Here is a 22,611-nt window from a genome sequence, read left to right on the forward strand (position 1 = left end):
TCATTAACCAATTATTTCATCGGCGAGCTTATCCAAGGCTACTACGCGCTGCTCGCCTTTTTCCATATCCTTAAGCGAAATCTCGCCTCTCTCCAGCTCGTCATCGCCAAGAATAGCTGTATAACGAGCTTGCAAACGGTCAGCGGACTTCATCTGAGCCTTCATCTTGCGACCCAAATAATCGCGTTCTGCTTTGATCCCTCGCTGTCTCAGCTGATAAACCAGCTTCGTAACCTCACGCTCAGCCGCTTCGCCAAGCGCGACGACGTACACGTCGATTTGGCTGGAGATAGGCAATTCGGTCTCTTGATGCTGAAGAAGCAGAATCGTTCTCTCCAGTCCTAGGCCAAGTCCAACGCCTGGCTGATCCGGACCGCCGATCTCCGAGACTAAACCATTATAGCGACCGCCTCCGCCAACGGTATCGATCGTACCGATCCCCTCAGCCTTGTATTCGAAAGCTGTATGGGTATAGTAGTCCAGACCGCGAACGAGACGATGGTTGATTTCGAAAGGGATGCCCATATCGGTCAAATATATTTTCACTTTATTAAAGTGAATCTCGCATTCCTCGTCCAAGCTGTCCAGTATGGAAGGCGCATCGGTGAAATGCTCTTGATCAACCTTGCAATCGAGTACGCGCAGCGGATTTCGGTCCATGCGTGACTGACAGTCCTTGCAAAGCAGTACGCGCTTCGGCTCAAGGAAAGCAAGCAAGCGTTCACGGAAAACAGCGCGCACGGCCGGCGTCCCAACCGAGTTGATTTCGACGCGTACGCCTTTTAAGCCAACCTCCGTATAGAAGGTGTAACCGAGTGCGATTACTTCAGCATCAATGGCAGGATCGACTGAACCTAGAGCCTCGACGCCGAATTGGTGCAGCTGGCGGTATCGTCCAGCCTGCGGACGCTCATACCTGAACATGGGACCGATATAATAGAGCTTAGACACGTCTGGCTCGCCGTACAGCTTGTTCTCGACATAAGAACGCACAACGCCAGCCGTGCCTTCTGGACGCAGCGTTAGGCTGCGATTACCGCGGTCAGTGAACGTGTACATTTCTTTCTCAACGATATCCGTTGTCTCTCCTACTCCGCGCTGAAATAGCTCCGTGGACTCAAAGATAGGTGTGCGAACTTCGCGAAAGTTGTAGCGCTGGCAAATATCACGTGCCTTTTGCTCTACATACTGCCATCTCTCTACGGCTCCGGGCAAAATATCCTGCGTGCCCGGCATTTTTTGAAATGCCATAACTAAAACCTCCTGACCCCATAATCAATTTCAAAGCCGTCGCAAGACGCAAAAAACTCCCGTTCCTAACAGCTTGCGCCGTAAGGGACGAGAGTGTATCTCCCGTGGTACCACCCACATTCCGAGCCTGCATCCTATGCAGCAGCCCGCTCCAAGACGGTTAACGTCCGTCATCCGCAGTCCAGCTAATGAGTGCCTATCACCAAGCCTGTTGCTTGCTTCATGCACACTGTTCACCGTCTGTTCTCCGGGAAGTCTGTTCATTCTGCCGATATAAGGACCCTTGCAGCCAACTGGCGTCCCTCTCTGGATACAGCGCGTAGAATTACTTTGTCCCATCCATGAATCACTTATCTATACTGAGGATTAATTTTACCTCCAGCAGCAGTTAAAGTCAAGATCGAGATGTATTACCGACAGGCTTTCCGTTAATGGGCAGAAAAAAACCTACAAAATGTGTTTGTAGGTCCAAAAGTAAAATATATTTTTAAAAAGGGGGTCGAGGTCTATTATAGGCCAATGATGTTAAAACAAAGTTAGAGATTGATTACAGAAATATTACAATTTCGAAAGCGTTTTATTGTGATTGCTTCCTTCAAACGTAGCAGCCGCCCGGTCATGTGATCCGGACGGCTATTGACGCTCGTTATAAATGATTGGGGTTATCACGGCGCGGCTGCTGTGGAAAGCCTGCCCATTCCTCCGCTGCTTCTATATCGTCCTCAAGTTCAGCGAAAATCTTAGCCTCTCTGCGGTCAGGATGTAGCAGCTTGCGTGATACCCTCTCAATGCCTTGCTCTTTGCGTGACTGATGCATGCGCGGATACCTCCAATATTACATTCGACTTCTGCCAGACAATCGAGCTGTCTACAGAGCTTATGGTCTATTGTTTCCCGCGAATGCCGTCTTACATACCGCTTTCCAAAATTATCGTGACAGGCCCTGAGTTAACAAGCTCCACGTCCATCATCGCTCCGAACCGCCCCGTTTCCACGGTTAATCCCATGGCACGCAGCGTTTCATTAAAGCTGTCATACAGCTTCTCTGCCTGATCCGGCTTTGCCGCTGCCATAAAATTTGGCCTTCTGCCTTTGCGGCAATCGCCGTAAAGTGTAAATTGAGAGACGGAAAGCAGCTGTCCTCCGATATTCGAAACCGAATGATTCATCTTCCCAGATTCATCCTCGAAGATTCTCAAATGAGCGACCTTATCCGCCATCCACTTCACATCTGCCTCCGTATCGTCATGCGTGATGCCAACTAGGAGCACTAAACCGAAGTCGATGGCCCCAACCATTTCGCCCTGAATGACAACTTTGGCTTTGTTACTGCGCTGAACGACGACTTTCACTGCCCGTTAACCTCCTATATGGCTTGCGCATGCTTACTACTATTTTCTCAAAATCATCATTGCATAATCCGTTGAACGGAATAAATATCCTGCACGCGTTTAATTTTTTCTACGACCGCGTTAAGATGCTCAATATTTCGGATGAGCACGGTAATATGAATAAGCGACATGTTCTTAACAGAACGTCCGGTTACAGCCGATATGTTCGTTTTACTCTCCGAAACAGCTTGAAGCACTTCGTTTAATAAGCCTCTGCGATCATTTCCGGTGATTTCGATATCCACGCTGTAATTGGCGTCAATCGTATCCTCCCATTCGACCTCGATAACGCGGTCGCCTTCCTCGCCCTCTTCGCCAAACGGAATGTTCTGACAGTCCATTCTGTGCACAGAAACTCCGCGGCCGCGAGTAATGTAACCAATAATGGTATCGCCCGGTACCGGATTGCAGCAGCGGGCAAAACGAACAAGCAAATTGTCGATGCCCTTTACCGTTACACCTTGGTTCATCCTAGGCTTCCGGTTTCCAGGCGATTTAATTTCCTTAACCTCGCTCGTTAGCTCCAATTGATTGGCAAGCTCGGCTTCCCTGCGCATTTTCTCCGTCAGCTTCGTGCAAATTTGCGCAGCCGTAATCCCTCCGAAGCCGATGGCAGACATCATGTCTTCAATGTCATGGAAAGCAAATTTCGATGCCGCCTCCAGCAGCTTGTCGTCCTGAAGCCATGCTGACGGTTCTAGACCTAGGCGTTTCAGCTCTCGTTCAAGCAAGTCCTTGCCCTTCGTGACGTTTTCCTCGCGTCGCTCCTTCTTGAACCATTGCCGAATTTTGCTGCGGGCATGCGAGGACTGTGCGATTTTGACCCAGTCCTGGCTTGGTCCGTATGAATGCTTCGACGTCAGAATCTCAACGATATCTCCCGTCTTCAGCTTATGGTCAAGCGGGACGATGCGGCCGTTCAGCTTCGCGCCAATTGTCCGGTTCCCAACCTCGGTATGGATACGATAAGCGAAGTCAAGCGGGACGGAGCCGGCAGGGAGCTCAATGACCTCACCGCTTGGCGTAAATACAAATACCAAATCGGCAAAAAAGTCCATTTTGAGCGATTCCATGAACTCGGATGCGTCGCGAGCCTCATGCTGCAGCTCCAAAATTTCGCGGAACCAGGACATTTTGTCCTCGAAGTTGCCGCCCGGAACGAGCGAGCCTTCCTTGTAGGCCCAATGCGCCGCGATCCCGTATTCCGATGTACGATGCATCTCCCATGTGCGAATCTGCACCTCGGTAGGCTCTCCATTAGGTCCGATAACGGTCGTGTGCAGCGATTGGTACATATTCGCCTTCGGCATGGCGATGTAATCCTTAAAGCGGCCAGGCATCGGCTTCCAAAGCGTATGAATAATGCCAAGCGTCGCATAACAATCTTTAATATTATCTACGATAATCCGAATCGCAAGCAGGTCGTATATTTCAGTAAACTGTTTGTTGCGGTCGGTCATTTTTTTGTAAATGCTATACAGATGCTTGGGCCTTCCAGAGATATCGCCTTCAATGCCCATCTCTTCAAGCTTCTCCGTAATGCGGCCGATAACGTCATCGATGAACTGCTCTCGCTCCGCGCGCTTCTTCTTCATGAGATTGGCAATGCGGTAATATTGCTGCGGATTCAAATAGCGGAGCGCAATGTCCTCCATCTCCCATTTGATCGCCGAAATACCCAAACGGTGGGCAATAGGACAAAAAATTTCAAGCGTCTCATAGGCAATCCGGCGCTGTGCTTCCTCTGACTGGAATTTAAGCGTGCGCATATTATGCAGGCGATCTGCTAGTTTTATAAGAATGACGCGGATGTCCTGCGCCATAGCGACAAACATTTTGCGATAATTTTCGTTCTGCTGTTCTTCCTTTGAACGAAATTGAATTTTTTCAAGCTTAGTCAGGCCGTCTACCAGCATCGCGCAGGTTTCGCCAAATTTCGCGCGAACCGTCTGCAAATCTACAGTCGTGTCCTCCACGACGTCATGAAGCAATGCCGCAATAATAGACAGCACGTCCATTTGCATATCAACAAGAATATCCGCAACCGCTACGGGATGCAGGATATAAGGCTCTCCCGACTTCCGCACTTGTCCGTGATGGGCTTGCTCCGCAAAGTCATAGGCTTCCTGGATGCGTATAAGGTCCTGCTCTTTCATATAGGCGGATGCCTTCTCGAGTAAATGCTCAATGCCCATGAAACGTCCCTTTCTGATTACACTCCTGGCGGATCCCATTCATGCGTTTTCCGAGTTTTTATAATATTATGCCTGTAATAGCAGCACCGCGTCAACTACCGAAGAGCTTCATTAATAAAATAAAACCGCCTGGGCTTACCGCAATAAGCGGTAGAAGCAACAGGCGGTGCAAGTATAGACTAGCTTCGCTATGTCATTTATTCGTAGGTCATGAGTGAGAAAACGTCAATCCCGTCTAGCTTTTCGCGCCCGGTTAGGTAAGCAAGCTCGATCAGGAACGCGGCCCCAATGACTTCCCCGCCAAGCTGCCGAACCAGATTGATCGAAGTCGCGATCGTTCCGCCTGTCGCAAGCAAATCATCCGCGATGAGAACGCGCTGTCCCGGTGAAATCGCGTCCTTGTGCATAGCAAGCTGATCATTGCCATATTCCAAGTCATAGCTTGCTGTAATGGTTTCGCCTGGCAGCTTGCCGCTCTTGCGGATAGGAGCAAAGCCCACGCCGAGCGCAACCGCTAGTGGAGCACCGACAACGAATCCGCGTGCTTCCGGACCGGCAATGACATCGATTTTCATATGTGCAATGGCAGCTCGCATTTCTTCAATCGCTGCGCGATAAGCCCCTCCGTCCTTCAGTAGCGTCGTAATATCTTTGAACCTAATGCCCGGCTGTGGGAAATCAGGAATTACCCGAATGTAATCTTTGAAGTTGTATGTTGTGTTGGACACGAGAGGTCAACCCTTTCCTTTTCAAACTATTCTTTAGTGTTAATGACCGGCTACGGACATTCGTGATGCTTCATACTGTTCTTTGGCCGAGCGATAACGCTCCGAGGTTGCCAGGTCCCGTTTCTGCGGTGAGCTTGCAGCGGTCATCATACCGTTGCTGCGCTCAATAAACGCCAGCTCCTCGAATACGTCAAGCATCAGCTCTATGGTAACCAATGATAATCCGCTTTGCTTAGCGATTCGTTCATTTAGACCCGATAGCTTGGCTTGGCCAAGCTGCTTCAACTGCTGATATACCTTGCCGAAATCCTCACGTTCAGGGAACATTGCCACAGTGGGGTCGAAATGCATATCATGCAATTGCAGCTGCGGCTTTCGCTGCCCGTTCCATTCATTGATCGACAGCTCGCCGATCACATCGACTTTGCTTCCGGGACGCAGTCCCTCTGCCAGCATACCCATGCTGAACCCGATTCCGTCGAGCAAGGGACGCCCGCTCCCAAGCGATAGCTTCAGATGTTTGGAATCCTTGCCAATCGTGCGCCGATCGGCAAGCTCAGCGCCTTGAAAGAGAAGTCTTGGTGAAGGGTTCCCCATCCCGAATGGCTCGAGCTGCGATAGCTCGGCAATCGTTTCGAGAGTTGCCTCGTTCACGGAGCACATCAGATCGACGGCTGTTTTGGGTATCCAATCATCCGCGCTGAGCCACTCCGACGCCAGCTTGCCTAGGCGCTGCTCGAGCTCTTGCAACCGATCGCGATGCAGGCTCATTCCGGCAGCGGCCTGATGGCCTCCGTAATGATCGAGCAGCTCGTCGCATGCTGTAAGGGCCGCATGGAGATCAAAGCCCTCTATTGAGCGTGCAGACCCCTTACACATCCCCGTCTGTTCATCTATCCCCAAAATAATAACGGGTTTATAATTACGTTCCAATAGCTTGGAGGCTACGATGCCGATTACACCAACATTCCAGCCTTCTCCTGCAAGCACGATGACTGGCGGTGAGGCAATGCCGGCAGCTTCAGCCTCCGCTGTTTTCATTTGCCAGAGCTGCTCCGCTTCCTTCACAATGCTCTCTACGACACGCTGCCGCTCTTTGTTCAAGCTATCCAAGCTGATAGCGGCAAGTATCGCATTGTCATACTCTTCTGTCGTAAGCAGCTCTACGGCCCGCTTCGCATGATCCAGCCTACCGGCTGCATTGATCCGCGGTGCCATGCCGAACGCGACACCCGTTGAGGTTATCGCTTCAAGCTCGATACCGCCCGCTTCCGCCAAGGCTCGGAAGCCCACGCTAGGCTGGCTCCTCAAACGCTCCAATCCATATCGGACCAATATTCGGTTCTCATCCTTCAGCGGCATCAAATCTGCTATCGTGCCTAAGCTGGCAATATCCGCCCATTCAAGCGGCGGCCGCTCCAGCAAAGCATGTGCCAGTTTAAACGCTACACCGACGCCGGCCAGCCCTTTGAACGGATACTCACAATTTTCTTGCTTCGGATTCACGACCGCGCAGGCGTTCGGAATTTGCTCCGGTGGCTCATGGTGGTCAGTCACCACGACATCGATGCCGAGCTCCGCCGCATAAGCGATTTCATCGACAGCACTGATGCCGGTATCGACGGTTACGATCAATCGGACGCCTTCATCCGCAGCAAGTTTAATAGCCTTTTTATTCAGACCGTATCCTTCTAATGCACGATGCGGAATGTAATAATCAAATTCATAATTCAAGGCACGGAACAAATGCACAAGCAAGGAAGTGCTCGACACGCCGTCAGCGTCATAATCGCCATAAATTCGTATTTTCTCGTTATGGGCTGCAGCCTGCCTGATTCTCTCGACTGCCTCTTTCATGCCCCTCAATAAATACGGATCATGAAAATGCTCGACACCTCCTCGAAGAAAACGCTCTGCCGTTCCTAATTCATCAAAGCCTCGCTTAACTAGTAGCTTGGCTACTAGCGGGGGCAAACTAAGATGCGAAGCCAGCTTTTTGGCATTTTCTTCGTCGGTTACAGACCATGGAGCAAGTGCCCACCTTGTTTTCCGCTGAATCATGCTGCTTTCCCCTCCTCTGCTGTTTGGTTTTGCTTATTGCAGCAGTGTCGGCATCTGCTCCTGATTCGGATCATGATTGGACTTGTATGGATAACCAGGATCATAAGGCTCAACATAAATCGATACGTCTGTCACATGAATAAAACGTTTCATGACAAGCTGCTTTACTCTTTTCGCAATTTCTTGGCCTTCAAGCACCGATATGCGCGGATTTACGCTAATAACCATATCGGCTATGACATAATGTCCATGTTCCTTAGCCCTCATGGACTGCACCGTAATGACGCCTTCTACCCGCTGCACCAGCTGCATAAGCTCATCCGGATTTTCGTCCAAATCCGCAGCTTCGCTGTCTTTGCGGATGAATACGGTCGCCATCTTATAACCGTTCATGACAACAATAACCGCAATAACAATCGCTGCGGCCGGATCAAAATAATAAAGGGCAGGTATCGAGAGCATTTTCCCAATAATCGCGCCGCTTGCCCCAAGCAAGGCCGCTGAGGAGCAATAAAGCCCCATCATCCGATCCTTTTCCGGTGAGAAAAGCTGCTGTACGATTAATGATATAACAATCGCTGCAGTTGCGCTCCAATGAGGCGCTGACGGCACGCCGTCAGCAATATCGCGAATTGCCGAAATGCCAATCTCGAGCCCTATGATGAGAAGGACGACTGACAACAGAATCGTTGTCGCCGCCTCTCCTCTTAAATCATCTATTTCCGCCGTGGAACTAGATTGAACCAGCTTCTGCTGTCTGCTTATTCGCAATCCGGATATTGCGGCAATGCCCGCTGCTACTTCGGCAGCCGACCGGAATGCATCTGCAAGCAACGCCTTGCTACCTGACAACCAACCTATCACGCCTTTAAATAGAGCCAGCAGCATGTTTCCCCATAAGCCGGCCCAGCTTGCGGACTCTGCTTTTGCATATCGCTGTGTGGTTGACATTTTTACCTCCTAAAAGGTTTTGCGGAGCAAAACCTGCTTCGTGAGCATATGCTTAGGTTTTGCGGAGCAAAACCTGCTTCGTGAGCATATGCTTAGGTTTTGCGGAGCAAAACCTGCTTCGTGAGCATGTGCGAACTTAGAATTAAGCCGTTGTCTTAGCGACTGTCTTCGGTTTTTGTTTACCTTTGAGCAGAAGCCAGAGCGGGCTTGCAATACAGATCGATGAATACGCACCGCTGGTAAGACCGATAATTTTTGCTAGCGCAAACAGCTTGATGGACTCGCTTCCGAAGATAAACAAACAAACGGCAACAACGAGAACGGCCAAAACCGTGTAAACATTTCTTGCCATCGTTTGCCAAATACTTGCGTTTACCATTTCAGAAAGCTGCTCACGGTTTTTGTATTGTCCGAACCGCAGGTTCTCCCGAATACGGTCAAAAATAACGATCTTATCATTAATGGAATACCCAATTGTCGTAAGAACGGCCGCGATGAACGGAAGGTCTACCTCCAGACGGAAGATAGAGAACAGGGCAACCACCACAAACGCGTCATACAGAATTGCGATATTCGCAGCAAGGGCAAAACGCCATTCGAATCGAATCATAACATAAATCATAATGGCGACACTCGCGATCAGAATCGCCCAGATTGTCTTAATGCCAAGTTCCTGCGCCATGTCTGGAGATACGACGTTAACCTCCGAAGAAACCTGATCGCCGTATTTGGCTTTAAAGCCTTCTTGAATTTCAACAATCTTGGCTTGTGTAAGAACTTCATCGAAACGGGCAGAAACGCGATCATTATCCGTACCGCCTACGGTAGGCATAATGCCTTCAATTCCAGCTTTCACTAGAATCTCTTTGGCATCCTGCTGGTTAGCCGCCTTGCCGACCAATATATCCATGTTTGTTCCCGCCTTGAAATCGACACCGAAATTCAGGCTAAAGAAAAGCAACGACAAGATCCCTACTATAGTCAACGTGATTGAGAACAGAAAGAACTTGTTGCGGTTCCCAATAAAATCGTATCGAATCTTTGTATTAAAGTTCACGGATTTCTGCCTCCTTCACACCATAATAGCTTGGTTTGGTAAATAGATTGCTCTTGATAAGCAGCATGATCAAAAACCGGGACAAGAAAATATTCGTCAGCATGCTGACAAGAATACTGAAGATCATCGTTAATGCAAAGCCGCGAATGGCGCCATTTCCGATGAAATAAAGCACTGCGCTTGAGATGATATTTGTGATATTCGCATCCATAATAGTACGGAACGAGTTTTTCGAGCCCGCTTTAAGCGAGGATAGCAAGCTTTTGCCGCTGCGGATTTCTTCCTTAATCCGCTCATACATAATGATATTGGCATCGACAGCCATCCCGATCCCCAGCACAAAGGCTGCGATACCTGGCAGCGTTAAAGTCGCATTCATTAAATTGAAAACAACGAGCAAGAGCCACGTATACGTAATGACCGTGATACCTGCAACAACACCAGGAATACGGAACAGAATAAGCAGGAATACCAATATGATAACCGTACCAATAATGCCTGCCTCAACGGTATCCTTCAAGGAAGCAAGTCCGAGCTTAGCGCCTACGCTTTGAGTATACTTTTCAGTAAGCTTGAGCGGAAGTGCGCCAAGGTTGATCATATCAGCCAATTCATTGGCTTCATCTACTGTGTAATTCCCTGAAATCTGCGCAGATCCGCCAGATATAGGAAAGTTAACGGAAGGTTTAGACAATTCTTTATCATCGAGATAAATAGCCAGATATTGGCCTGTCAAACGAGTGGTAATCTCTTCAAACTTTTTGCCGTCCTTAAGCTCAATGGTAACAAACGGCTTGCTTAGATTATCATAGCCGATACCTGCGCCGTTTGGCTTAAAATCACTGCCGTCTAGTTCAATTTTGCCGTCTGGACCGCGGAATGTCAGATTGATTGGTTTAGCGAGAATCTCGCGTACTTCATTCTCGTCCTCCACGCCTGCCAAACGCAAACGAATCCGGTTCGTGCCTTCAGTCGTAATCTCTGGCTCAACTATTCCGAGCTCATCGATCCTTTTCTCCAAGCTTCTTGCCGTTTCTTTCAAAGATTCCGGCGTTACAGCCTCTCCGCCCTCAAGAGGGGATGCTTCGTACAAAACTTCGAAACCGCCTTTTAAATCAAGGCCTAGCCTTACGTCTTTCACTAGCGATGGGCTTGTCCAAGCGATAACGCCAAACATAATGACTACGATCGCAAGGAAGGCAATAATTCTCTTCCCGAACATACGTCTAAATCCCCCTTATGATCTCAATATTCCTATTATACAGACGAGGCAAAATCGAGTCAAAAAAAAAGAAACCCAGTTGATCATAACGGGTTTCCCTTGTATGCGCTAATCGTCATGAAATTCATAAATTTCATCACTTTCAGAGATAGAATGTCGTTAACTAATTCGTGAAGCTCGGGGTGTCCCGTCTTCTTGTATTTCTCGCTGACACACTCCCACACCTCTTGACCCGTTACATGCTCATACCCTATGAGATGAAATTCTTCCGCTTTGCTTATGCATAGCTCTTCAATCATACGATTTAATTCTTCGTCTGCCATGCTGCGCCTCCTAAAGCCTTGTGACATCAACCATCGTTCATATAGCAAGGTAAGCAGCACACCTTGTCCGCCCCATATCTATACACAGAACGCTTAGTCTGTTTCAGTCACTTTAACTTTTCTAATCCAACTATTCGCTGTTGCACATCCGAATTCCTGCACCGTCTTCTGCAATATGCAAATTGAGTGACATGGAATCGGACATGCCGCGCATAAAGATGATAGTAAAAGCCTGTCTTAAAGCTTCGTCTGATTGCTCAGGCAGGAGCAGATCAGCTATTCCACAATAGAGAAGAGGGTAATCCAGTATGACGAAGCATAAAAACACTACCAAACAAACATTCATCAAAGGCGCTATGATATTGCTTGCCGCTGGCATCATTAACCGGCTGCTCGGTTTCGTGCCAAGAATCGCTCTGCCACGGATCATGGGCGCGGAAGGCGTCGGCTTATACCAGCTAAGCTACCCCTTTCTTACAGTGATGCTCACCATTATTACAGGTGGCATTCCACTGGCCGTTGCCAAATGGATTGCCGAAGCCGAATCGCAAGGAGATTCGGCGCGCGTGAAGTATATTTTCCGAACAGCGATGGGGTTAGTAGCCTTGCTTGGCGTAATCATGACCGGGGTCATGCTGCTAGGCGCCAAATGGATTACGACACATATCCTGCCTGATGCACGCGTTTATCAAACCTTCTTAGTGATGACACCTATGCTGATGATCATTGGATTATCCTCGGTTTATCGCGGTTACTTCCAAGGGAAACAAAATATGATTCCGACAGCGGTCTCGCAAATCGTCGAAACTGTGCTACGCATAATCGCATCGCTAACCTTTGCCTATTTATTCCTGCCCTACGGCCTGGAATGGGCTTCCGCCGGTGCGATGCTGGGCGCAGTAATTGGAGAAATCGGCGGTTTGGCCGTCCTGCTTTGGAAATATTACCGGGACCGTCCTTCGACGAAACAAACCGTTGAAAAACCCGGTCAAGTAAATTCAGAAAAAAACATTCCCGTATTGCGCAGGCTGCTTGGCTTATCCATTCCGGTCACCGGAAGCCGACTAATTGGTTCTTTTTCCTATTTACTCGAATCCATCCTTACCGCACGAAGCCTAGCAGCTGCCGGAATAGCTACCGGGCTCGCTACCGCTCAATACGGAGCGCTGCAGGGTATGATCGTACCTTTGCTGCTGCTGCCGACTGCCTTGACTTACTCGCTCGCGGTATCGCTTGTCCCCTCTTTGTCCGAGGCAGCAGCGCGAGGCGATCACGCCTTAATTCATAAAAGATTGCATCAGTCCATGCGGCTCGCTCTCGTATCCGGTGCCCCCTTTGTAGTCATTATGTTTTTGTTTGCCGAGCCGATCTGCCGCATGCTCTACAATCATGCCGATATCGCTCCTATGCTTCAACTTATTTCTACTGTTGGCATATTCATCTATCTGCAAGCGCCGCTGCAAGCAGCGCTTCAAGCACTGAACAAGCCAGGTACCGCTTTGATCAATACTTTAATCGGCGCCATAGTGAAGCTCGTTCTCATCGTTCAGCTAGCATCTGACCCCGAATACGGCATTAACGGCGCACTTATTGCAATTTGTGTGAATATTGTCCTCGTTACCCTTTTGCACGCGATAAGCGTATTGAAATTCATTGGGTTCCATATGAAGCTGCTCGATTTTGTCAAAGTGGGGGCAGCGATGGTCATCATGGGGGCTGCCGCCCAGTTTACAATGAACCAGCAACCATTGCCGGCTGAATGGATTAATCTGCTGCTTGCCTGTGCCGCAAGTGCAGTTATTTATTTATTATTGATGGTCATCATGAAAATTATTGATCGGCATGATATGGTACGCATTCCGCTGTTCGGAAATTGGTTTAAATAAATAAGGAATAGAAACCAATAGAAACGGCGATAAAAAGAGGGATCGCCCTCTCATTATCGCCGTTTCTTGTCATGCGTATCGACAAACAGCTTTCCTTTGTGGTCAATGGTGCAGAAAAAGACATCCTTAAAATCGGTGACCCCTTTTTCCTGCAGCACATTTTTCAGCCAAAATCTCGTCTTTTCGAGCTTCTCCAAATTCTCGTCCTGTACCTTGCCGTCCATAATGAGCGGTACCGGTAAAATTTCAAAGCGGTATTTGGACGGAATAATTTTGGATTGGTTAAAGATTTTAAGTCTTTCTCCATTCAAACTATTTCCGTCGTCCTGATCGCTACCCTCACCGCCTGTTGAATCGTTCGAATCCTCTTTCGGGATGACAGAAAGCTTTCCGCTCGTTTCCAGTATCGCGAATTCCACGTCCGACACCGCGCTGATTTTGTTTTCCCGCAGTTGAAGCATTAAGTCATCCAAATTGTAACGCTGCTTTCGCATTACATCGCTATTTAATTTTCCCTTGTCGATAATTACGCTAGGCTTTCCATCGAACAAGAGCCTTAGTTTTCGACTTTTCATCGTCATAAACGCACTACCAACTTGAATGAGCAGTAGAACGACCATAGGCATTATGCCGCTCCACATGGAACGATCCATATCCTCAATGACAATTACCGCAATCTCGGCAATCATTACGGAAATGACCAAATCGAATACAGACAACTTTCCGATTTCCCGCTTTCCCATAAAGCGCATAATCAGAAAAACAACGAAATAAATAATCACCGTCCGGATTAACAGGCTCCAGAATTCCAAGCGGAAACCTCCTCCTCGACTTATGTCATTTTGAGCTGTGAGCTGCAGTCAGCTCCTTTGTGCGTAAAGCTATTCTCACCTACGGTGCATAACCTCATACTCTGCCCGCTTATACGAATATATGGCAAGACATGCAAGTAGTTGTACTAATCCGGTTAGCTTGACCATATGGTTAAGTAATACGTTCCAATCGCTGGGGGGAATTTGATGAGCTCGGTAAAACAAGCTGTTAAACCGCCTTTAATTGCATCACCGCTGCTAGCTGGAGTCTTATTTTCGATCATTTGGCTGGCCGCTGGCGCCTTACTGCTATCATTGTTGTTGCATTTCACGGGTATGAAAGAAAGCAGCTTGGCTACGAATGCCCTGCTTGTTCATGGCTTCGCTGCACTTGCCGGAGGCTTTACTTCCGGGAGACGTTCCGAGAGCAAAGGATGGTACAACGGCGGATTGCTTGGTTTAATTTACGGAGCAATCGTCATAATCATCAGTTTCCTAGCCTCGGACGCATCCCTCACCCTGCACAGTGCTCTGCTGCTCGGAGCCTCTCTTCTCGCTGGTGCTTTCGGCGGAATGATCGGCGTCAACATGAAAAAACAATAAAAAAAAGCTGACATGCATGCATGTCAGCTTCTTTTTATTATTTTTCCAAATCAACCGTTGCTGATGGTGCAGAGTTGATGATTGTGTTGATTGCACTGCGCTCGAAAGTCATTTTAGTTGTATCGTTTACACGAAGCACAACTGTGTCATCGCTAAGCTCGACGACCGTTCCGTGCAAACCACCAATTGTTGAAATTTTATCGCCTTTTTTCAATTGGTTGAGCATCGAAGAACGTTGCTTCTGTTTCTTCTGCTGCGGACGAATAAGCAAGAAATAAAACACCGCGAACATAAGTACAAACGGCCAAATCATTCCTAAAATGTTACTTTGACCTGCTTCTGCTGCTAGCCACATCGAAATCCCCCCTTTCAAAATCCTTTCTCATTATCGAAAAGGCCGTAGCTTGTGAAGAAGGAATCCCGGAAATCAAGCAGTCGGTCATCCATTATCGCTTGCCGAACGTCCCTCATGAGTTGAAGCAAGAAATGCAAATTGTGGTAAGTCGTAAGCCTCATGCCAAATATCTCGTCGGCTTTGATGAGATGCCGTATGTACGCTCTCGAATAATTCGTACACGTGTAGCAGGAGCACTCAGGGTCCAAAGGACTGAAATCCTCGGCATACTTCGCGTTGCGAATAACGAGTCTGCCCTGACTTGTCATGGTTGTCCCGTTACGGGCAATCCGAGTCGGCAGTACGCAATCAAACATATCAATACCGCGGATAGCACCCTCAATCAATGCATCCGGCGATCCCACTCCCATTAGATAACGAGGTTTATTCGCAGGTAAAATGGGTACTGTATAATCAAGCACATCGTACATCAAATGCTTAGGCTCGCCTACGCTCAGTCCACCAATAGCATACCCCGGGAAATCCATGGAAGTCAAATCATTTGCACTCTGAATGCGAAGATCCTTGTACATTCCTCCCTGCACAATAGCAAAAAGTCCCTGGTCCTCCGGTCTCGCATGCGCTTTAAGACAGCGTTCTGCCCATCTTGTCGTACGCTCCAACGATTTCTTCACATATTCATGCTCGGCTGGGAATGGCGGACATTCATCGAAGGCCATCATAATATCCGAACCTAGCGCATTTTGGATTTCCATCGCAACCTCAGGTGATAGAAACTTTTTGTCACCGTTGAGATGGGAGCGGAAGTGTACGCCTTCTTCCGTAATTTTACGCATTTCGCTTAGACTGAAAACTTGAAAGCCTCCGCTGTCTGTCAGGATCGGACGATCCCAGTTCATGAACTTATGCAGGCCGCCTGCATTCCTTACCGTTTCATGCCCTGGTCTAAGAAACAGATGGTACGTATTGCTCAGTATAATTTGGGCATCCATCGTTTTCAGTTCTTCCGGGCTCATCGTTTTGACCGTAGCCTGCGTGCCTACCGGCATAAAGGTTGGTGTCTCGATTACGCCGTGAGGGGTATGCACGCGACCAAGGCGCGCTCCCGATTGCTTGCATTGTTTGATTAATTCATATTTTACAGCCACGATTCACGCTTCCTATTCCTAGTTAGTAAATAAACATTGCATCGCCGAAGCTAAAGAACCGATACTCTTGTGCAATCGCTTCTTTATAGGCATGCATAACCTCATCACGTCCAGCCAGCGCACTTACGAGCATGACCAGCGTAGATTTCGGCAAATGAAAATTAGTCAGTAGAGCATTAACGAGCTTAAACTCGTAACCTGGGAATATAAAAATCGATGTCCAGCCACTGCAAGCCTCAACTGGACTCCCTTCGAACCGGGCCGCAACCGTCTCCAGTGTTCTAGACGAAGTTGTCCCCACTGCAATAATACGGGCACCGCTCCGTTTGGCTTCATTTATTATGGCAGCATTCTGTTCATTCAGCTCATAATATTCCGAATGCATCTCGTGATCCTCTACCACATCCACCGACATCGGACGAAAGGTTCCAAGGCCAACATGGAGAGTGACATACGCGAGCTTGACGCCTTTTGCTTGAAGCTTGTCAAGAAATGCATCTGTGAAATGAAGTCCGGCTGTCGGCGCTGCAGCAGAGCCTGCATGCTTGGAGTAAACGGTCTGATAACGCTCTCGTTCCTCAAGCCTCTCCTTGATGTAAGGCGGCAGCGGCATCTCTCCTAATCGATCCAGCAGCTCTTGGAAGATCCCTTCGTATTCGAAGCGGATCGTTCTTCCACCCATCTCGCCCTCCTTCTCAATAACGGCACGCAGCAAAGGATTGCCCTGCCCGTCATCCCCAAAGGAAAGAGCGGTACCAACCTTGAGGCGTTTGGCAGGCTTGCCAAGCGCCTCCCAGCTGTCCCCTTCTAGCTGCTTCAGAAGCAGCAGCTCGATCTTTGCGCCCGTGTCGCTCTTGACGCCAGTCAGCCGCGCAGGAATTACTCTCGTATCATTGAGGACAAGCACATCCCCAGCTCCAACGTACTGTTCCAAATCTGTAAAGCTGTTATGCGTAATTTCGCCCGTCTGCTTATTGAGTGCCAGCAGCCTAGATGCTGTGCGATCAAGCAACGGGGTTTGGGCTATAAGGTTTTCCGGCAATTCAAAGTCAAACCATTCTACGTTCATATCGATTCAATCATTCCTTAGCGATGGTTACATCTTTGTAGTAGTATTTCAAAATATATTGATAGTCATACCCTTGCTGGGCAAGGCTAAGCGCGCCATACTGCGATAAGCCAACGCCATGCCCGTTACCGGTGCCGATGAAACGGAATGACGGTTCTTTGGTCGCAGCGCGCAAATGCTCGCTGCCATCCAGTATAAATAAATTCGATTGGCTGGCTTCTGTTACTTTGCCGCCTGCACTAATCATATAAACGGGAGCCGAGTCGCCCGGCTTCGTTCTTGTCGCAGATCCCGAACCTAGCAAAGCAACCTTTGCCGTTTCCTCGATCTGAAACAATGTACTTGGCAGCGAGCCTTGTACCCCTAGAGTACTTCGGAACATATCCGGGTAGCTCACCGTTAGCTTCTGGCCATTGGCTGTAATCTCGGTTGCACGACCGGAAGCACCCTTCTGACTAACTTCCAGCGTACGGAGAGGACCCGATATCGGCGTTTTCACTTTAGCATTTATAACGGTCAGCATCACTTGAGGCGTATAAGGACCTCTCACCCAAGACATAGAATTGGACTCCACTTTTTTCTCCAACACGATAACCTTCGTTCCGCTGTCTGCCGTTGCAACAACTGGAATCGTATCTTGAATCTGCGGATGCTTGCGAACCTTTGTCCCATTCGTATTCACTTGCATAATTGGACTTCCGGCCGCCGTAGCTTGTCCAGTCTCGTCTAACAAATCATCACGCACATATCCGATTTCCCCGCTAGGAAGAACAACGCGATACCAGCTGTGCAAGCCTGCTTCGCTTGAAGTGTCAGGACTTTTCACCGGCATCAAATAAGGTATGGCATTGCCCCATATCTCCTTGGCATCTGCCGTCATGCCTCCGCCGCTGGCTGCGAACAACGCCTCAATAACCTTTCCATCGTACATGGCCACTTCGCCTGCCGTATCATCGACGGCTGCGATTGTAGACGGCTTCTCAGAGCCAGTTCCGTAGTAGGCTTGACTAAGCGTGGTATCCACAACATGAGCGATTTGGAAACCAAAGCCTTTGTTCAATGCGTAAGAGCGCGCAGCAACGGCCTGTGCCTTTAGTGCCTCTGCAGGCCAAGAAGGATACATCTCTACGCCGACAACGGAATATAGGTATTGCTCAAAAGGCAATTCATTGATAACCGCCATCCGTCCATTCAGCATACTAAGCTCGAACTGCCCGCGATAGCTGCGATTGCTGCGCTCCGTTAGCTTGATCGGATCGGAGCCGACTGGCGAGATTGATATTTTGGTATCGCTCCCTGCAAACATGTAAAGCTCTATACTGTTTTCCGCTTTCGCGCTTACCGTATGGTCATTGCGAAGCATAAGATAAGGCAGCTTGGCATCTGCCGCTTTCAGCGCGCTGCCTCCGGCTGCTTTGGATGCAGCAGCCTGCACAATAAGCAGCTCTGCTTCTGTTACTGCAGCGCCAACCATTACGGAGTAGCTTGCCATTCCTGCTTGTGAGGAACGGACAGCTACATAAGCATCCAATCCGACCGCCCCAAAGCTGCTGGCAGCTGCTATCGCTTCCGTCTTCCCTGCAAGCGGAGCAGTCTCCAAATGCAATGGTCCTTGCTGCACGGCCTTATATCCGCCAACCAGCTTGGAGATCTCGCTGTCAGCCGCCCACTTGGTTTGAGCAGCAGCTGCTTCTGCCGCCGTCTTGTATGTACCTTCTATGACTTGATAGACGATCGAGCCATTTTTGGATATCGAAGTGAGAAAGGCAGCGCCCTTTAACGCTTGCAGCCTCTTCTGAACCGCCAGCGCAGACGCGAATGTTGACGATTCATACACTTTAACTTTAAAGCTGTCTGCGGCAAATCTCACGCTAGTGCCGCCTGACACATTGAACCAGCTGCTTACGCCGTCCGGCTGCCTAGACCCGATGCTCAAGCCTGTAGGCGAAGAAAAGGTAGCCGCAGCTGTTGTATCCTCATATTTCCCAGGCAATTGCATGAAAAGAGCAACGCGAATCTGTTCCAGCTTGGGAACTGCTGCATGTGACGGAGAGCCCGTCCACGATGTTGCAAGCAGCATAATTGCAACAACAATCATCAAATATTGCTTGAATGGCCGTTTGTTTGCCATGTTCGTCTCACTCCTCTCTGCTCTTCGGCAAATCACAGCCGTTAATGGAACAGCTTTGCTCAGTCGAGCCAAACCATTCGTATCTTCGGTTCGCAACAAAACGGTACATGCGATCGGCAATCCGGTTCAATCCCGGAATGCGATAGAAAGCGGACAGCCATCCAAAACCTTTAACCGTTCTTAGTATCCGAACAACGCCGTCTGCGCCCGCATACAGCTTCCCTTGTTCATCAATTACATGCATCTTCTCGTATAACGCTGCAAAATCAAGCTGCGGACTTCGCGGCAATAGCTCGTCCGAACCTCCCGCTGCTTCCAGCTGCTGGATTTGTATGAATTGCAAGTCTGCCTTTGAATGAAGCTCCTTCAGCTTAGCTACGGAAGCAAGGCATAGATTGCAATACCCGTCATAGATAACGTAGAGCTTCTCTGCGGACAAGCCGCGTGTCCTTCCCATTGCCTGTTACCTCCCCGGAATGGGAAGCCCCAAATGCCTATAGGCATTGTCTGTCGCGATTCTCCCGCGAGGCGTCCGCTGTAGGAATCCGATCTGCATCAAATAGGGCTCGTAGACATCCTCAATCGTTTGACTTTCTTCCCCGATGGTTGCCGCAATGGTATCGAGGCCAACCGGTCTTCCGGCAAACGTCGTCATCATGGCTTGGAGCATTTTGAAATCGATCAGATCTAGACCCATAGGGTCTACCTGCAGCAGCTCTAGCGCGGATCTCGCTAAATCATGCGTAATAACGCCGTCACCGCGAACCTGTGCAAAGTCTCGAACGCGCTTCAGCAGCCGATTAGCAATACGAGGTGTCCCTCGCGACCGCATGGCAATCTCCCCGGCAGCTTCCCCTACTATGCTTACATTCAGTATTTCAGCTGTCCTTGCCACAATGAAAGCTAATTCATCAATTGTATAAAATTCAAGTCTGCTGACGACTCCGAAACGGTCGCGAAGCGGTGCCGATAGCAAGCCAGCCCGAGTTGTTGCGCCGATAAGAGTGAATGGCGGCAAATCCAGCCTTACTGAACGGGCGCTAGGCCCTTTCCCAATCATGATATCAAGCGCGAAGTCTTCCATTGCTGGATACAAGACTTCCTCGACCGTCCGGTGCAGGCGATGAATTTCGTCAATAAACAGCACGTCACCCTCCTGCAAATTTGTCAGCAATGCTGCAAGATCGCCAGGGCGCTCGATCGCGGGCCCGGATGTTGTTCGCAGACTGACGCCAAGCTCATTTGCAATAATATTCGATAGCGTCGTTTTGCCAAGTCCCGGCGGCCCATACAATAATACATGATCCAGCGCTTCCTTGCGCAGCTTCGCAGCTTCGATGTACACCTTTAAATTTTCCTTGGCCTTCGATTGCCCGATATACTCGGCCAGATAGCGTGGACGCAGGCTGAGCTCAACCGCCTGGTCTTCCATCATCAGGTTGGCGGAAATGATTCGATCATCCATTTGCCTTCATCTCCTTCCGTTACCCTTTGAACAGCTGCTGAAGCGCCCGCTTCATTAAGGAATCAACCGATTCCTCCGCCGTTGCGCTATGCTGCAGGCCCAACCATGCTTTATCCAGCTCTGCTGCCGTATAGCCGAGAGCCGCAAGCCCCTCTCTAGCTTCCTGCCAAGCCGTGCCTGCTCCTTGACCAGAATGTCTGCTCGAAGTAAGATCGAGCGCTACGCCTGCCGCCGTAAGCAATCCTCCGTCCAGACCAGCGCCGATCAGCTTGTCCTTCAGATCCAGAATCATTCGCTGCGCGGTCTTCTTGCCAATTCCCGGAAGCTTCGTAAGGAAAGCGATGTTTTCCTGCTGAATGGCCGCAATAACGGCGTCCGGCCTTCCTCCTGACAGAATGCCAAGCGCAACGCGGGGACCGATGCCCGATACCTCAAGCAGCTTGCGAAACAGGTTTTGTTCTTCTCTTGTCTCGAATCCGAACAGAAGAATCGCATCTTCGCGAACACTATGGTGAATATATACGGTTACAGGTTCTTCCTTCTTTGCGAACGCATAGGGATTCGGTGTAAACACGCGATAGCCGGTGTCTCGAACATCCAATACGATATATTCGGTTTCCAGATGAACAACATTGCCTCTTAAAAAATCGATCACGAACGCTTCACCTCGTTTATTTTGTGATTCAGAACGAACGAATGCGCATGGCAAATGGCCACGGCAAGAGCATCGGCCACATCATCTGGCTTCGGTACTGCCGATAGCTTCAGAAACATCTTAACCATCTCCTGCACTTGCTTCTTCTCCGCTTTGCCGTATCCGACAACAGCCTGTTTGACCTGAAGCGGCGTATACTCTCCAATCGGCAGTCCTCGCTGGGCAGCGGCTAGAATAATCGCCCCCCTAGCCTGCGCGACGTCAAAGGCAGTGGTTACGTTTCGGTTAAAAAAAAGCTTCTCCACGCCAACAGTATCCGGCTTATATTTATCCATCAACGCGCCCGCGGACTCATACACCTGAAGCAATCGCTGCTCGGCTGGCGTATGAGCTTCCGTCTGGATCGCGCCATATTGAACAGGCGTAAGCTTGTGGCCGATCTTATCTATAAATCCAAATCCAACAATGGCATAACCAGGGTCAATCCCAAGAACGCGCAAACGCCCATCTCCTCAAATAACGTGCTGCTCAGCGCAAGCACTGAAAGTTGCTTCATCTATTATAGCAAAAGATAGGAGGAATGAGAACGCGCGTTTGATATTTCGGCTTTCAGCCCATACAAATAAGGCCGCACATCGCTGTGCAGCCTCTCTTTCCTTGCTGTTCATAGCCTAATAGGCAGGTTGCATAACCTTCTGGTTTTGCTCGATGGCATAATCGCTAAAAGTGGATAATACGCTGTTATACTCTTCGATATCACTGATACGTATGCCATTCGTAATCTGATCAAGCTTGTCCTGCGGAAGGCTGCTCTCCATGTAACGTACATCCAGCTGAAAAAAGGTGCGCACAACCTTTTCTTTTTTGGGGATCCCATCATAGAGATTCAAATTTCCCTGCTTGTCCACACCCATATAGGCGTTCGCCTTGCAATGCTCGGATAAATCCTCTACGCGCTGCTCAACTCGGACTAAGCTCTTCGATGCATCCAGCTCCGCTTTCCATTCTGGGTGACCCAGCAAAAGCTTAGCAACTTGCTTACTCATCATCCGGCCGAGGGGCTTCGTTTCCTCACCGCATACATAAACGCGATGCAGCTCCACCGTAAGCGGACTCTTTTCGTTCTCAAGCCTATGGATCATGCTTTCTTCTGCGGATATATCCGGCGCTGCCAGCACAAGCTCAGCTTCGGCAAGCAAAAGCCCTCCTGCCAGCAGGAAAGGGATGATTGCCCCTAAACTCCATGTCGGCCGGCGTTTTCTTCGGAGCTGCCTTTTTAAGTTTTTCCAAAGGCTGAATTCCATCATT

At 49.2% G+C, this 22,611-nt stretch carries 22 protein-coding genes; 2 read left to right on the forward strand and 20 right to left on the reverse strand.

The window, feature by feature from the left end:
• Positions 1 to 3: 3 nt before the first annotated feature.
• The 10 genes from hisS to AB4Z29_RS15335 all read right to left on the reverse strand — a co-directional run bounded on the left by hisS (position 4) and on the right by AB4Z29_RS15335 (position 11,179).
• Positions 4 to 1,251 carry a histidine--tRNA ligase gene (hisS, locus tag AB4Z29_RS15290; RefSeq protein WP_441943898.1) on the reverse strand — a complete coding sequence of 416 codons (1,248 nt, stop codon included), beginning with the start codon at positions 1,249 to 1,251 and terminating at the stop codon, positions 4 to 6.
• 646 nt (positions 1,252 to 1,897) lie between these two features.
• Positions 1,898 to 2,068, reverse strand: coding sequence for a hypothetical protein (locus AB4Z29_RS15295; protein WP_441943899.1), 171 nt, complete (start codon positions 2,066 to 2,068; stop codon positions 1,898 to 1,900).
• Between the two features lie 91 nt (positions 2,069 to 2,159).
• On the reverse strand, positions 2,160 to 2,603 hold the full coding sequence (gene dtd, locus AB4Z29_RS15300) for a D-aminoacyl-tRNA deacylase (protein WP_441943900.1): 444 nt from the start codon (positions 2,601 to 2,603) through the stop codon (positions 2,160 to 2,162).
• Positions 2,604 to 2,659: 56 nt separating this feature from the next.
• Entirely contained in the window at positions 2,660 to 4,837 is a 2,178-nt protein-coding gene (locus AB4Z29_RS15305; RefSeq protein WP_441943901.1) for a RelA/SpoT family protein, read from the reverse strand.
• Between the two features lie 197 nt (positions 4,838 to 5,034).
• On the reverse strand, positions 5,035 to 5,565 hold the full coding sequence (locus AB4Z29_RS15310) for an adenine phosphoribosyltransferase (protein ID WP_183557758.1): 531 nt from the start codon (positions 5,563 to 5,565) through the stop codon (positions 5,035 to 5,037).
• A gap of 39 nt (positions 5,566 to 5,604) precedes the next feature.
• The gene (gene recJ / locus AB4Z29_RS15315) at positions 5,605 to 7,626 is read right to left on the reverse strand and encodes a single-stranded-DNA-specific exonuclease RecJ (RefSeq protein ID WP_441943902.1); all 2,022 of its coding nucleotides are present in this window, start codon (positions 7,624 to 7,626) and stop codon (positions 5,605 to 5,607) included.
• 33 nt (positions 7,627 to 7,659) lie between these two features.
• Positions 7,660 to 8,577, reverse strand: coding sequence for a cation diffusion facilitator family transporter (locus AB4Z29_RS15320; RefSeq protein ID WP_441943903.1), 918 nt, complete (start codon positions 8,575 to 8,577; stop codon positions 7,660 to 7,662).
• A gap of 142 nt (positions 8,578 to 8,719) precedes the next feature.
• A complete protein-coding gene (secF, locus tag AB4Z29_RS15325) occupies positions 8,720 to 9,634 on the reverse strand; it encodes a protein translocase subunit SecF (protein ID WP_441943904.1) in 915 nt (304 codons plus the stop codon).
• The gene (gene secD / locus AB4Z29_RS15330; RefSeq protein WP_441943905.1) at positions 9,624 to 10,856 is read right to left on the reverse strand and encodes a protein translocase subunit SecD; all 1,233 of its coding nucleotides are present in this window, start codon (positions 10,854 to 10,856) and stop codon (positions 9,624 to 9,626) included. The genes secF and secD overlap by 11 nt, the downstream gene beginning before the upstream one ends.
• Positions 10,857 to 10,939: 83 nt before the next feature.
• Positions 10,940 to 11,179 (reverse strand): post-transcriptional regulator, encoded by a 240-nt coding sequence (locus AB4Z29_RS15335; protein ID WP_441943906.1) that lies wholly within the window; start codon positions 11,177 to 11,179, stop codon positions 10,940 to 10,942.
• A gap of 308 nt (positions 11,180 to 11,487) precedes the next feature.
• Here AB4Z29_RS15335 and spoVB point away from each other — a divergent pair, with 308 nt between their 5' ends.
• Positions 11,488 to 13,065: a stage V sporulation protein B gene (gene spoVB, locus AB4Z29_RS15340; RefSeq protein WP_441943907.1), complete on the forward strand. Its 1,578-nt coding sequence runs from the start codon at positions 11,488 to 11,490 to the stop codon at positions 13,063 to 13,065.
• A 53-nt stretch (positions 13,066 to 13,118) separates the two neighbouring features.
• On the opposite strand, the gene AB4Z29_RS15345 is transcribed toward spoVB, so the two are convergent.
• Positions 13,119 to 13,877 carry a YetF domain-containing protein gene (locus AB4Z29_RS15345; protein WP_441943908.1) on the reverse strand — a complete coding sequence of 253 codons (759 nt, stop codon included), beginning with the start codon at positions 13,875 to 13,877 and terminating at the stop codon, positions 13,119 to 13,121.
• Positions 13,878 to 14,084: 207 nt separating this feature from the next.
• On the opposite strand from AB4Z29_RS15345, the gene AB4Z29_RS15350 reads away from it, so the two are divergent.
• Positions 14,085 to 14,480 carry a TIGR04086 family membrane protein gene (locus tag AB4Z29_RS15350; protein ID WP_441943909.1) on the forward strand — a complete coding sequence of 132 codons (396 nt, stop codon included), beginning with the start codon at positions 14,085 to 14,087 and terminating at the stop codon, positions 14,478 to 14,480.
• A gap of 37 nt (positions 14,481 to 14,517) precedes the next feature.
• Here AB4Z29_RS15350 and yajC read toward each other — a convergent pair whose 3' ends face one another.
• From yajC to AB4Z29_RS15395, 9 genes are all read right to left on the reverse strand, one after another.
• A complete protein-coding gene (yajC, locus tag AB4Z29_RS15355) occupies positions 14,518 to 14,835 on the reverse strand; it encodes a preprotein translocase subunit YajC (RefSeq protein WP_441943910.1) in 318 nt (105 codons plus the stop codon).
• A gap of 14 nt (positions 14,836 to 14,849) precedes the next feature.
• Entirely contained in the window at positions 14,850 to 15,983 is a 1,134-nt protein-coding gene (gene tgt / locus AB4Z29_RS15360) for a tRNA guanosine(34) transglycosylase Tgt (protein WP_441943911.1), read from the reverse strand.
• 22 nt (positions 15,984 to 16,005) lie between these two features.
• The gene (gene queA / locus AB4Z29_RS15365) at positions 16,006 to 17,052 is read right to left on the reverse strand and encodes a tRNA preQ1(34) S-adenosylmethionine ribosyltransferase-isomerase QueA (protein WP_441943912.1); all 1,047 of its coding nucleotides are present in this window, start codon (positions 17,050 to 17,052) and stop codon (positions 16,006 to 16,008) included.
• Positions 17,053 to 17,062: 10 nt separating this feature from the next.
• Positions 17,063 to 19,183 (reverse strand): SpoIID/LytB domain-containing protein, encoded by a 2,121-nt coding sequence (locus tag AB4Z29_RS15370; protein ID WP_441943913.1) that lies wholly within the window; start codon positions 19,181 to 19,183, stop codon positions 17,063 to 17,065.
• A gap of 7 nt (positions 19,184 to 19,190) precedes the next feature.
• Complete coding sequence (locus AB4Z29_RS15375; protein WP_441943914.1) at positions 19,191 to 19,640, reverse strand: thiol-disulfide oxidoreductase DCC family protein; 450 nt, start codon at positions 19,638 to 19,640, stop codon at positions 19,191 to 19,193.
• Between the two features lie 6 nt (positions 19,641 to 19,646).
• Positions 19,647 to 20,648, reverse strand: a complete 1,002-nt coding sequence (gene ruvB / locus AB4Z29_RS15380) for a Holliday junction branch migration DNA helicase RuvB (protein WP_441943915.1) — start codon at positions 20,646 to 20,648, stop codon at positions 19,647 to 19,649.
• A gap of 19 nt (positions 20,649 to 20,667) precedes the next feature.
• Positions 20,668 to 21,303, reverse strand: a complete 636-nt coding sequence (gene ruvA, locus AB4Z29_RS15385; RefSeq protein ID WP_441943916.1) for a Holliday junction branch migration protein RuvA — start codon at positions 21,301 to 21,303, stop codon at positions 20,668 to 20,670.
• Positions 21,300 to 21,803, reverse strand: coding sequence for a crossover junction endodeoxyribonuclease RuvC (gene ruvC / locus AB4Z29_RS15390; RefSeq protein WP_441943917.1), 504 nt, complete (start codon positions 21,801 to 21,803; stop codon positions 21,300 to 21,302). The genes ruvA and ruvC overlap by 4 nt, the downstream gene beginning before the upstream one ends.
• A 171-nt stretch (positions 21,804 to 21,974) precedes the next feature.
• A complete protein-coding gene (locus AB4Z29_RS15395) occupies positions 21,975 to 22,610 on the reverse strand; it encodes a BofC C-terminal domain-containing protein (RefSeq protein WP_441943918.1) in 636 nt (211 codons plus the stop codon).
• Between the last annotated feature and the right edge of the window lies 1 nt (position 22,611).

The sequence above is a fragment of the Paenibacillus sp. 2TAB23 genome (genome assembly GCF_052115165.1).
Taxonomy (GTDB): domain Bacteria; phylum Bacillota; class Bacilli; order Paenibacillales; family Paenibacillaceae; genus Pristimantibacillus.